Genomic DNA, 12579 nt, shown 5'->3' on the forward strand with positions numbered 1-12579 from the left:
GTCGCAAATCTAAGATTCTAGACGATGAATGTCTGGACTGTAAGCCCAGACGATGAAGTCTGGATCAAAGACCCGACATTTATCGTTCCCCGTGCTGGCCGTCAGCGCCAGTAGGTGACCACTTCGTATTGCGTATATTCGGTACAGGGTGTGTTTGTTAGGTAGTACCGGTCCGGCTAGACCTTCCTTTGCACAAGGAACATTGGTGCAGGGATACCCATTCGGGGTATTGGTCAAACCGCTTCCTGCTCACGGTCGGGGAAGAAGTATTTTGTGGTGGGGGCAAGCAAGCTAAAGTCAAAGATGACATCGGAGGGGGGCGTAATAATTCTTAGCGAAAGCAATGAAGCAGACTGAACCCGACATCAAGTACTACTTCCCCCGATTAGCAATACGCTTCATATCTATAGCCAGGCCTTCTGTGATTTCCAACTGATCCTCCCAGTCGTAAATGCGCCACGCGTTGTTGCCTTGTTCGGCAATCAGCACCTTTCGGGTATCCGTAAAAATCCAAACGACTTTGGCTACGCCAAATTGAATCAGGTCCTCTGTTTTTTCATGGTAGTACCCTAAAGGGTTGCGGACTTCCTGAAGATCTGCTTTGGTATCGATCTCGATCACTAATTCAGGGGGAATATCCAAATACTGATCGTTTAAGTCTTCCACCAGGTCCGATTTGATTACGGCTATATCCGCTGCTCTCCAGGCGTTTTTGCCAAAACGCAGCCCGAGCTCGTTCGTAAAGATCAGGTATTCATTTCCATAAAAGGATCGGAGGAGATAGATCAACTCTGCAACAATGAGCGCTTGTAGTTTGCTGCTACCCATGATTTCATCCATTTGCTTGTTACCGGTCAGGTAGTCCTTGTAGCCTTGGTAGTAAATGGGCTTGCCGCCAACCATTTCATAGACCAGACTTTTAGGGATTTGCTCGGTAGGTTGTTCCATCATTTGACGATTTATTGAAATGGTAAACAATCTGGGGGCAGTGTAAGTTCCCTGTGCTATTTTATCCAAGTGCTGCAGCTCAGAAACAGGCAGAACTAGCAGTGCCCAGCATTTAAAGCCCCCATCCTGTCGTCCAGTTTCCCGCTGGGCGATAGTTTACCTAAAACTTAATACTCACTCAGTCAGCAGCACCATTGACACCTGCTGCCCGTACACTCGTTCAGTTGTCGCCCGGGCTTGCAGGAGGATTTGTATCTTTCTGCTGTTTCCCGGATATGTTAAATCTTGTAGCTTATGACTGGACGCGCGCTTACGCTGATTGTGGGGTTGTTTTTGAGCTTGAATGTGCTGGCACAAAAGGTAGATGCTGACCTTCCGGCGGAAGTGGTCTATGAGATGAAGCGACAAATATTAAAGCGCTACGCATACTTTAGCAGTTTAACTTTAAGCGGTAAATCTGGAAAAGCAGGCAGAATGTTATCTCACAATAGGCTAAAAAATGTCGACAATATAGTATTTGGATATTTTACGGACTCGCCTAAGATGTATATTAGAAAATCGGGTTTAGGAGCTGTTCCTGGAACCAATTTCCACTTATTTGAAGTGGGATTTAATCGTATACCAGAAAACAAAGACATAAATGATTGGTCAGCGGGACAGATAAAAAGGCTTTTTCAGGATAAACTTGGATTGTTTTTAGTGGATATAGATACTAAGGTTGTCATGCCTATTTATCCCACCTTTAAAAATGACATCATATCATACTTTAATTCTGTGCCTAATCGCCCTGATTCATATGTGTTTTTTATTAAAGCTTTGTCTTACTTGGATGAGGATGTAGAAGTTAATATTGATAGATTGTCGGAGGACTCTATCTTTATAAATAGGATTAGGCGAACAGAAGATGGTTTTTTAAGCCATTATAGGTATCAATTTTCATTTGACGATCCAGGGAACTATAAAATTGAGAAAATAAAAATTCTCAAACCCAAACAAGCGAAAGTTGAACTCGCACCTCGGTCAAGCGTATACCCTAAGCTTGAAATTCCTGACTTCAGCGGCACAGAAGACAAAAAGCGCTATCTCTTTGAAGCCCTAATGGAGAACCTCTACCTCTATAAATTCCATCAAAAAGCCAGCGCTTTGCCTGATAGTGTAGACCCGGAGACTTTGTTAGACAGCCTAATTCCAGACTACGATGTATACTTGCCGCGTATGTACCACCTGAGATATGGCTGCTGCTGGGAAAGCGAGGAACGGGTAGCAGATTTGCAGGCAAGGCTGCCAGAGATGATGAGCTTTAGCTATGATTATGAGTGGGAACCTTATGTCAACGCCGCTATTGCCTATAAATGTGTCTCTGCTGAACACCGGTTTTATTATCGTGATATCGAGTATTATAAAATCTACATGGACACCCTGCTTTTATGGCACAAGAGAGAAGACTCACAGTTTGCGGATTCCATGAGCTGGGACGGTTTTAACAATGACAACATTTATGATACCTACTATCAGCCCCGATGGAAAGCCATAACCGAAAGGGCGTTGCGTTATTCCTATCCTTTGGTAGTGAGCCCAGAGATATTGCCAGCAAGGTACCTTTCTCAATGTTCATGGGCCAATACTTTAGACACGGCTTATAACCACTACGACTATCCCTATCATTACATCAAGCAGCCTCGCGCCAATCATTATCTGCTGGCACTTGACACGGAGACCCGGGATGTGTACTTCATAAGCGGGAAAGATATCTTTTTGACCAAGACTGTGCCTTTGTATCTGCCCTATGTGGAGGACAAGGAGGCCAGGAGGCGTGTTCCTGTGCATCGTGATCCTGATTACAGCTACCTCTATAAAAAAGGAGATTGGCGAATGCTGTTTACTTACATTCAAGACCGCCTCTACCGCTACCTGGTAGAACGGCTGGACCGCAGCAACGTCATCTACGAAGATGAGGAGAAGGTAGTGCTGCGCTGCAAGGGAGAGGAGTACAAAAAAGAAATCGAACTGGAAGTCACCCTCTACTTTGATGATCCGGAGAATTTGGAGGTTAAAAGGCTCAACTAAGCTTTAAAATAACAAGCCATGAAATACATTATCACTGCTGCTCTCTTGATGCTAGGATGGACGGCTCAGGCAAAGATTGAGATTACGACAATGGTAGACTGTGCCTGTGAAGGCATATCACAACAAGCCTTTGCTGTAATAGCGGAAGGGAGCGCCGGCCCTTTTCAGTTTTACTGGAGGGGACCGGAGGGCTATACCTCTAGAGAAAAAGAGCCGGGAGACATAGAATTGCCAGGTGCTTACCGGCTCAGCATATTAAATAGTTATGGGTGTGTGTTCAAATACCATGTAGAGCTTGCAGCCTGTCCTGGTCCTTCGTTTGACTTTGAGATAGAGCCTAATGCTACGGACAAGCCGGTGCAACTTTCCGTAATAGTGACTGGTTCAGACAATTATATTTCCTACGAATGGTATAAAGAGGATGACACCCTACTGCCACAAAAAGGGAAGTATCTGAAAAAAGCCCCTTCAGGTATTTATTATCTGGTAGTCATCAATGAAAGGGGCTGCAGATTCACCTCTCCTACGGTTAAAGTACCCGATTGGTAACCGTTGATATAAACACTGTAAGTGCAGTAAGAAACCACTTAGGCAAAAGTTATGAATGTGGAAAAAGCGTCTGGCTATTTATCGAAAAAGGTCTTAGTTCTTGTCTCATTATGGGTGTTTGCTCCGGTGATTGTATGGTCTCAGTATCTGGATACTCTGAGGGTTATTGATTTTTCAGACTCCTCCTTTCAGCAAGATATGTGTGGGGTAGAAGGCTTTTATCAAAAAGGGTTTACCAGGGGCAGCTACGGGGCAAAAGGAGCACCTAATGATTGGTGTGCTTACACCGATGGGTTTAGTCACCTCGATACTGTCGCAATGCGGGTGTCTTTGGAGGCCGGGAAGAGCTATCGCTTAACCCTGAATGGTAGGGCTTCCGGCCTGGGACAGCAGATTGACTTTTGGTACACAGCGGTAGGCGTTGAAATAAAAGCTAAGGTTATTGCTTTAGGGGTGCCTCTGGACAAGCTTAGTTATGATGAGCCCGGTGCTAGTATAGCAAGCCGGATCTTCTCCGTAAAAACAGACGGTAATTACTGGGTCGTTTTGTCCGGCAGTAGCTCTAGCAGACCGGGTGTAACAGTTTGTCTGGACAACTTTTTAATCGAAGTGGTCAATGGTGAATCGGTGCCCCCGTTGTCTTTGCTAGATAGCAACGGCAAGCGTATTGTACAAGCCCCCAGGATTTTGTCCGGGCTTTCGTCTACATTCTGCATATCCCCTGATAAAAAACCCACTGGCGAAGTGGCGTTAAGACTGAGCTTAGCTGCTCATGATTCCCCCCACTTCGATAACTTTACCCCTGTATACCTGAACTTTCCTGCAGGAAGTACGGAGACCAAGTGCTTCGAGTTATCGCCAAATCCAGATACTATTTATGGTGCGTACGTATTCCAACTCTCTGATAGGGAAGGGAAAGGCGTTATGCATTTTGAAGTAACTGTCGAGCCTCCGTGCCGGGATATTTCGGGACCGGATCGTACTATTTGCGCCGGAGACAGGATTCAGTTAGGTACAGGCTGCTTACCGTGGCCCCACCCGATAGATGGAGTGGATTACTGTTATGCATGGAAGCCCAGAGAAAACCTATTTACCCATCTTAGCTCATCTATGCCTACTGTTTTCCCTACTGAAACGACGACTTACACTGTATATGTTACAGATTCTAATGGAGATCTCATTGCAGAAGACCAAGTAACTGTAAACGTCAACTCTATCAAAATTGAAGAATGGGACAAGCCTAGAATATGCCCTGGAGAATCTGTGACTATTGTTCCTGTCATTTTAAGCGAGGGCAACTATAGTTATCTGTGGGAGAACGGTACTACAGCTCCCACTGTTGATGTAGAACTATTGTATTATACAAACTTTGGGCTTCGTATCACAGATGAAGACACGAACTGCGAAGAGCAATTTGAGTTCCCTGTTTTTGTCGAAAGGCCTCCAGATATTGGAATCATTTCTACTTATCCCGAGCTATGTGAGCTGGCAGACCCTATAGGTTTAAAGGACGAAGATCCTGTTTCGAGGAGTTCAAATGAGTGCCCGCAAACCTCTACCAATTTGTATGCAGGTACAGGAATTCCTGGCTATTCCTACGAATGGTCTACCGGAGAGACTACTGATAAAATCACTGTAGACGAGGCTGGGTTTTACTGGGTGACCGTTACCAAAGATGGAAAAGCCTGTAGTGCTACGGATGTTTACGAGGTAGGCTCCTGCGCTACTGCGGAAATCCAAATAGGAGAAGATGTGGCCGGCAACCCTATTTTAGATGCCGGAGGAGAACCGGGAAGTACGTACGAATGGCAGGATGGATCTACTGCGCAGACGATCGAGATTACGGGTCTAGGTTTTTATGCTGTTACAGTAACAAATAGTGAGGGATGTATAGCGAAAGATGGATTTATCGTAAAGGGTTATGAATACGATCCAGAAGATGTTTTTTTGGTGTACTATACAGAGTGGGGGAATGAAAAAAACGTAGACATATACATTCAACATAACCTGCAACAGGGGCAAGATAAAACAGAATATCAGGAAATTATTCGAACGGCAGTAACGGGAAAGATTGCAAATTTTAATCAAAAAAACATTCGCTACTTTTGGAATGAAAAGGTTGATCACCAGGTAAACAAGCCTATTGTGCGGGGGCAGGGCAAGTTTTTTCCTATGATCATTGATGGTTATCCTGGCAAGGAAGAAAAACTACGGATAAGGCACTTTTATACTGGATCTCGGTTTAAGCCTTATCATTTCAAATTAAAGATTGAACACAAAGAGCATCGAGGGGAACTAATAAAAGGGGAAGTCCAACTCGACAATCCAGCAATCTTTCCTTTGTTCGAACCTGCGGCTCCCGATTTTCCATTAGGGTACAAAGGTTTTGGTCAATACGTAGAGGCAGGACTCTTGGTTGGCGAATCTGAAAAGAGCGGGCAAAGGGATAGGTTTGACCGACCTGCGTTGTCTATGAATATTGAATTCGAGCCTCCTCTTGCCAAGCCAAGGGGCTACCGCTATGCCTTATTTCTAGACGGAAAGCCAGCACCCCAAAAATACGAGATCGAAGTAGGAAATTCGGTAGTCCTTCAGGTCAAAAATGAAACGATAGGAGAATTTGTCAGCCAGGGGGATCATAGGGTCACCGATTTACATTGGACGGAAAATAGAGTTAGGGTTAACGGAGCTAACGAGAATGGTGGGTACACCTTTACCTCTTTACCCTCAATGAGCGGAGAAGAAGTTGTAGTACGGGTACGCTTTATGGAAACCCGGACCCAGAAAATCATCAAGCGCCACATTACAATGAAGTTGGTGACTAAAGACTATACACCTGGGGTTTCCATTACCCCAGCAGTAGATACAAGCGAAGCAAAGGGTATCTGCGTGGGTAGCCCCTGTGAAGCCGGCAGTAAGTCCCCATCAATCTATGCTGAACGGGCGTTAGCTCAGTTGCGGCAAGATACAGCTCAAACTATTTATAATTCTATTCTTTCACAGCTGGAGGAGGAAGGTTACCATCTCGATATCCGATTGAGAAGTGAGCCGGGGGAATGCGAAGTAAATAAAGGGCATGAAGTACAGTATTCTGATAATGCATTTTATTCCCTAAAAGTAAATTGGGAAAGGTTGCTTTTGGGCACGACTGAAACTACAACCCTAAATCGTGCGCCTGGCAATCGGTTAGCAGATTGTTTCAAGCATACTTCCCTGCTTGTGACTCTATCTGAAAGTCAGAAGGAGGAAATAAAGACATTGATTTTGGAGGCAGGAGAAGAGGTAGTGCCCGTTTACGTAAGATACATTGAGCAACGCTCCCCTCTGTTAGGTGCCAAACTGGCAAGCTGGATTACCAATGAGGATGACCTTAGTATCACAGCATTAAGAGATAAGGCAGATCAAGTGGATCAACTTTATGAAGAAAAGAAACTGGCCTATGAGTTAACCGAGGAAAACTTCCCATCGCACAAACAACTGTTGCATATCGACGATAAAAAGCTAATAGTGATCAATATGTATGTGAAGGCATTATCTTTCATCCCTACTTATGCAAGCTATACATCCGGGTTTTGGTCAGGAGCAGGCTCCGAAGATATTTGGGATTATTACAAAAGCGAAAACCCGGATTGCCATCAAATACGCCGCTTGCGGCAGCAGAAATACCGGGAATGCCTGGCGCATGAGTTAACCCACCTTTACCTCATTAAAACACAGCCGCTGTCTTATCTGAAATGGGTGTTAATTCAGGATGCTTACGGAAAAGAATGTGGCGGTTTTTATTCAAAAGGGTATTGCCCCTTTTGCAAGATTCACGACCCTACTGCTGCTGGCTCTAATGACGGAAGCCATGCTTCCCAGCCCGAGGCTCATCGCTCTGTCTTTAGCATTAGCGATTGAAAGATACTTTAGGTGCAAATCTATGGAACTTTGAAAAGACACAGAAATGCTTAAAATAGTTCATCACATTTGTTTTATGATAACTTTTATGCTGACTTCCTTTGCCGCGCTACAGGGGCAAAATGACAGTAGCTTGAGCAAGGCATTAGAGTATAAAATAAAACTAAAGGTCTTACAAGATGTACAAGCCTCAAAGTACCTGCTGCTTAGCCAAAGGGCAGATAAACTGGCTAAACCCATGGATCGAGGCTTTTCGACTAAGGTTTTTTTTGTTTCTGGTTTTGTTCAGGTTCTTCCAAAGATGACAATACGCCGATCGGCACTTAAAATACCAAGTGAAGAGAGTTGGAGGCTATTTACAGTAGAATTTCCGACTGAGGCCTCTATTAACGGGGGTTTTTTCCGATGGGTAGGGCATATATTTAGTGTTTCTCCACTTTTCTACAAGGATATAGCTCTAGTTGCCGTCACAGAAAAAGAAAATGTAGTTTTATTAAACAGTTGGTCTAGCAGAGACTACTCTATTGAGAAATATTTCCAATTCCGTTCTGATAAGCCCGAATCTTACATACCGTACTTAAAAATACAATTGTATAGGCAGAACGCTGATAATATGTTTTTTAGGAGTCATAAGCTTGATACATTGCTATTCGAATGCATTTCGACTTATCATAATGGTATTAAATCAAAACAAATTATCAAAGTCCCAAAAGACACACCGGGCAAGTTCAAAACAGAAACTATTGAAAGATTATCGGGGGCTTCCGAGAACTATATTTCTTCAATCATCGGAAAATATCAACCCGCCCCCTTCAAAAACTACGAAGAGAAAAAACAATACCTACAAGCCCACCTGATGAGCAACATCTACCTCTACAAGCTCAGGCAAAAAATGGATACGATACCAGAAGGGCAGGACTTTGACCAGCTGAGAGACAGCTTATTGCCTGCTTACGACGAATACTTGGACCGTTGCTTACCTCTGCACTATGGCTGCTGTTGGGTAGACTACGAAAAGGTTGAAGCGCTTAAATCTCACCTGCCAATCGATACCCGGTTTTTAATGGAAAGGCGTGGCCGTTTTCAAGTAGTAGTGGGAGAAGGCCGCCCTTTCAATAAACATGTGGAGTTTTATAAATTCTACGTAGATACCACTTTGGTATTGTGCAAAAGACCTGACCCGCAGTTTGAGGGGGCGCCGGGCTACGAAGTGACCGGGGAATGGCGCAACGAAGTTGGCGGCGGAGATCGGAGTTATGGAGTTGGTGGGGAATGGCGCTATGACCTGTTTTATCAGCCAGAGCGGAAACGTGCTTTTATCCCTGAAATTGGTGAGTTTTTCCCTCCGCCTCCATTGCATATACGAGAACTGGACCCATGGTGGCTATCCGGTTGTACCATGGGTACAAGCTATGACACTATAAGTGGACATTACTATCTGCCCTACCGAAGTATTTCCGCCCCAGTAAACCATTATTTGTTGGCATTGGACACGGAAACCCGCGATGTCTTTTTCGTCAGTGGCAAAGACATTTTCCTATCCAAGGTAGGGCCATTGTACACAGACATGAAGGTCAAGTGGGATAACAGCAAACGCATCCTGAATTTTGATGATACCAATTACTACTTATTGAAGGATAGCGATTACCACCGGTATACCTACATTCAAGACCGCCTCTACCGCTACCTGGTAGAACGGCTGGACCGCAGCAACGTCATCTACGAAGACGAGGAAAAGGTAGTGCTGCGCTGCAAGGGAGAAGAGTACAAAAAAGAAATCGAACTGGAAGTCACCCTCTACTTTGATGATCCGGAGAATTTGGAGGTCCGGGTCTTGTGAATTGGGTACGCGTAGGTCAACCCATCGCCTCGCTGGAAGCGCGACGACGGGAGTGGGGCGAAGTCAATGCAAAAAATATAACACTCACTCAGTCAGCAGCACCATTGACACCTGCTGCCCGTACATTCGTTCAGTTGTCGCCCGGGCTTGCAGGAGGATTCGTATCTTTCTGCTGTTTCCAGGATATCTTGCTACCCTAAGGAAGCGATCATGGATACAGGTCCTGTGTTTTACAGCCGCACAATCAGTCAAACCAAATCGCTTTGCCATAGCCCGTGCCCTCCAGCTCCTCCACCCGCGCTTTGAGCTCTTGGCTGAGCAGGCGGATAAGCCGGGTGCCAAAGGCCGTACCGCTATCCGTAGTAACGGCAGCTGCTTTTCCCACGCCATTGTCCTGTACTTTCAGCAGGTAGCCGCCTTGCGCCGGCCGGGAAAAATGCAGGCGGATTTCTCCCTGACGGTTATCCGGGAAAGCATACTTCAGAGCATTGGTAATCAGTTCATTGGTGATGAGGCCTACGGGGATGGCCGTTTCTGCATCCAGCTCCACCGGTTCGACTTCATAGCGGATTTGTATCCGGCGGTCGTCCAGACCAAAGGAATCTGCTACCGTTTCACCCAGTTCGTGGAGGTAGGTCTGCATATTCAGCGCAGCGGGCGTAGCTCCGGTGTAGAGCTGCTGATGGATCAGCCCCATGGCGTCCACCCGGTTTTGGCCTTCGCGTATGGCATCAAGGGCGTTTTCGTCCTGTATGTAGCGGGATTGCAGGCTAAGCAGGCTGGAGAGGACCTGCAGGTTGTTTTTGACCCGGTGGTGGATTTCGTATAGGAGGGCTTCAATCGAGCGGTTTTTCTGCCGGATGGTCCGGTAGCCTTGCAGCAGCATAAGCGCCAGTACCAGGAGCAGCCCGGCTATGCCGACCGAATACCATCGGATGGTGCGTTCCCGGCTGAGTGCCTGTTGCTGCTGGTAAATGGTGGCCTCCTTTTGAGCCGTTTCGTACCGGGTCTGCAGTTCCGCCACTTTTTCATCTGCTTCTGCGGTGAACAGGCTGTCGCTGACGGCGGTGTATCTTTTGTGGTAGACGAGTGCCGAGTCGTACTGTCCCAGCCCTTCGTAGGCCTGAGATAAATTTATTAGGGCTTCCGGCCACTTGTACTGTTCTCCTGTCTGTTGCAACTGCTGCCACAGCGAGCGTACAATCGGAAGGGCTAAACCATACTCCTCCATTCGGATATAAATATCCGCGATATTGTTCAGTGTGGCCATCTCCAAACTTACAAATCCGGTGGAAATGGCTATTTCGTTGGCTTCCTGATAATCAGAGAGCGCCTCCTCGTACCGCTCCATATATTTGAGAATATTCCCCCGGGTATTTTGCGACAGCGCGATATCCACAAGGTCACCGGCATTTTGACGTAGCCGCAGGGCTTCGTTTGCATAGTTCAGCGCGGTATCCAATTCATCTAACTGCAGGTTAATATCTGCCAGGAGTTGTGCAGTCACGCCAAGGTCAACGTCAGGTGCACCAGCAGTTTTTAGTTGCTCATAGCCACGGAGCGCATAGTCAAGGGCCTCCTGGTAATTCCCCTGATTATAGAGCGCGTCCCCCACATCACTGTTGGCCATGCCAATCTCTGCCTCCTCACCGAGAGATTCCCGGATGCCCAGCACCTGAAAGGCGATGGTTGCCGCTTTCTCGTACCGCCCCAGATAGTTGGCTACCCACTGCAGTTTACTGAGTACCCGCGCCTGGCCGGCGAGGTTGCCGGAGGCTTCAAAAATAGCATTGGCCCGTTCAAAGTAATGGATAGCGGAGTCGGGCTGACTGGAGTTGGCATGGATACGGCCTATGGCGGTTAGCAATTCTGCCTTCTGGGTAGCTGTCGTTTCGTCACTGATGAGGTGCAGTCCCTGATAGCCATACTCCAATCCCTGTTCCAGGTCATATCCATTCATAAGGTGAGTCAGCTCAATGAGTACACTAAGGGAAGCCGTGTCTGATTGAGCATTTTGGAGCGATTGCTCAAGGCTGTCAATGACCGGGGTTTGGCTGAACAGGGCTATGGGAAAGAAAAGGAATAGGAATGTTATTTTGTGGTGTGTGTTCATAAATGGTTGGGCGTGAAAGTGTTGTCTGTAGGTGTAGGGCTCAAAGCATTTTGATACGCTCCTGCAGCTTTGCGCGGTAGGATCTGCCTACCGGGATTTTATGTTTTCCGATATATACATAAAGCCCTCCTATTTTATCGATCTGATTCAGGTTGACAAGATAGGAGCGATGTACCCGCATAAAGTCATCATTTTGCAGGATATCGTGAAATTTTTTCAGGGTTAGCGTAGCCAGATGGGTCCGGTCATTGGTGACGACCTTGCAATAGTAGTCGTCCGCCTCGGCCCAGAGGATATCCTTCAGGCGTACCTTGACCTGCAAGTCATTTGTCTTGATAAAAATGCAATCCTGCAGGGTTTTGGTCGCAAGGGAAGAGGGGGCAGGTGCACCTCCGGAAAGTTGGCCGGACTGACCAAGGGCCAGCTCAATGGCATGCCGCAGGTCCCTTCCTCTGAAGGGTTTGGAAAGGAAAGCGTGCGGTTGGACACCTTTAGCGCGTGCGAAAGTGACGTCATCAGCGTTGCTGGTCAGAAAAATGAGCGGGAAGCTATGCTTTTTGGCGATGATTTCTGCTGTTTCCACCCCGTCGAGCTCACCTTCCAGTTGAATGTCCAGCAGCGCTAAGTCTGGCATCTCCGATTGCAGAAGCTCCAGAGCCGCTTCTCCACTGCGGACGCTTCCGGTAATCCTGTAGCCCATCTCTATCAGGCGGTCTTCAAGGTCTGCCGCAATGATGGGGTCGTCTTCCACAATTAGAATACCAGGGTTAGGCATAAATTATAACTGAATTCATGATCGCTGTTAAGTTAATAACCTGCGCGCAAATGAGCAAAGTTTTGCTCACATCAGGGAAAGTGTATCCCTGATAACTCTTTTAACCTGATTTTCAGAAAAGGGTTTGTGAAGTATCGGAAAATCCTGTTCGAGCATGTAATGGCTTCCAACAGTTCCGATTGGCAGCGTACTGCTCCAGATGACCGGCAATTCAAACTGCCAGTGTAGCTGGGTCGCCAGAAAAAGTAATTTGTTGATATACTGAGGAGTGATGGCAACGATAGCCAGGTCGCTTTCAATGGCCCTGAGCGGATTGAGCGCATTAGTGGGCAATCTTTTACTTGATATATGATAGCTTTTCGAATGGTAAACCGCTCCGCCTATTTC

General features: G+C 46.5%; 8 protein-coding genes. 4 read left to right on the plus strand and 4 right to left on the minus strand.

Features of this window, described 5'->3' with window-relative positions; translation table 11 throughout:
* Window positions 1-372: 372 nt before the first annotated feature.
* Window positions 373-951 (minus strand): Uma2 family endonuclease, encoded by a 579-nt coding sequence (locus ACO08I_RS28795; protein WP_421947907.1) that lies wholly within the window; start codon window positions 949-951, stop codon window positions 373-375.
* A gap of 291 nt (window positions 952-1242) precedes the next feature.
* On the opposite strand from ACO08I_RS28795, the gene ACO08I_RS28800 reads away from it, so the two are divergent.
* The 4 genes from ACO08I_RS28800 to ACO08I_RS28815 all read left to right on the plus strand — a co-directional run bounded on the left by ACO08I_RS28800 (window position 1243) and on the right by ACO08I_RS28815 (window position 9304).
* On the plus strand, window positions 1243-3015 hold the full coding sequence (locus ACO08I_RS28800) for a hypothetical protein (RefSeq protein ID WP_421947908.1): 1773 nt from the start codon (window positions 1243-1245) through the stop codon (window positions 3013-3015).
* 18 nt (window positions 3016-3033) lie between these two features.
* Window positions 3034-3564 (plus strand): immunoglobulin domain-containing protein, encoded by a 531-nt coding sequence (locus ACO08I_RS28805; RefSeq protein WP_421947909.1) that lies wholly within the window; start codon window positions 3034-3036, stop codon window positions 3562-3564.
* A gap of 57 nt (window positions 3565-3621) precedes the next feature.
* Complete coding sequence (locus ACO08I_RS28810; RefSeq protein ID WP_421947910.1) at window positions 3622-7464, plus strand: hypothetical protein; 3843 nt, start codon at window positions 3622-3624, stop codon at window positions 7462-7464.
* An 856-nt stretch (window positions 7465-8320) separates the two neighbouring features.
* Window positions 8321-9304 (plus strand): hypothetical protein, encoded by a 984-nt coding sequence (locus ACO08I_RS28815; protein ID WP_421947911.1) that lies wholly within the window; start codon window positions 8321-8323, stop codon window positions 9302-9304.
* A 244-nt stretch (window positions 9305-9548) separates the two neighbouring features.
* Here ACO08I_RS28815 and ACO08I_RS28820 read toward each other — a convergent pair whose 3' ends face one another.
* The 3 genes from ACO08I_RS28820 to ACO08I_RS28830 all read right to left on the minus strand — a co-directional run bounded on the left by ACO08I_RS28820 (window position 9549) and on the right by ACO08I_RS28830 (window position 12525).
* On the minus strand, window positions 9549-11417 hold the full coding sequence (locus ACO08I_RS28820) for a sensor histidine kinase (protein WP_421947912.1): 1869 nt from the start codon (window positions 11415-11417) through the stop codon (window positions 9549-9551).
* A gap of 40 nt (window positions 11418-11457) precedes the next feature.
* Window positions 11458-12192, minus strand: a complete 735-nt coding sequence (locus tag ACO08I_RS28825; protein WP_421947913.1) for a LytR/AlgR family response regulator transcription factor — start codon at window positions 12190-12192, stop codon at window positions 11458-11460.
* 66 nt (window positions 12193-12258) lie between these two features.
* Window positions 12259-12525: a hypothetical protein gene (locus tag ACO08I_RS28830; protein ID WP_421947914.1), complete on the minus strand. Its 267-nt coding sequence runs from the start codon at window positions 12523-12525 to the stop codon at window positions 12259-12261.
* Window positions 12526-12579: the final 54 nt, after the last annotated feature.

This window comes from Phaeodactylibacter xiamenensis, assembly GCF_965229835.1.
GTDB lineage: Bacteria > Bacteroidota > Bacteroidia > Chitinophagales > Saprospiraceae > Phaeodactylibacter > Phaeodactylibacter xiamenensis.

What these genes read in the sequence shown, in the direction of transcription:
- ACO08I_RS28815 (WP_421947911.1), top strand. Translation starts at nt 8,321, where the DNA reads ATGAGCAACATCTACCTCTACAAGCTCAGGCAAAAAATGGATACGATA.
- ACO08I_RS28825 (WP_421947913.1), bottom strand. Translation starts at nt 12,192, where the DNA reads ATGCCTAACCCTGGTATTCTAATTGTGGAAGACGACCCCATCATTGCG.
- ACO08I_RS28805 (WP_421947909.1), top strand. Translation starts at nt 3,034, where the DNA reads ATGAAATACATTATCACTGCTGCTCTCTTGATGCTAGGATGGACGGCT.
- ACO08I_RS28800 (WP_421947908.1), top strand. Translation starts at nt 1,243, where the DNA reads ATGACTGGACGCGCGCTTACGCTGATTGTGGGGTTGTTTTTGAGCTTG.
- ACO08I_RS28795 (WP_421947907.1), bottom strand. Translation starts at nt 951, where the DNA reads ATGATGGAACAACCTACCGAGCAAATCCCTAAAAGTCTGGTCTATGAA.
- ACO08I_RS28820 (WP_421947912.1), bottom strand. Translation starts at nt 11,417, where the DNA reads ATGAACACACACCACAAAATAACATTCCTATTCCTTTTCTTTCCCATA.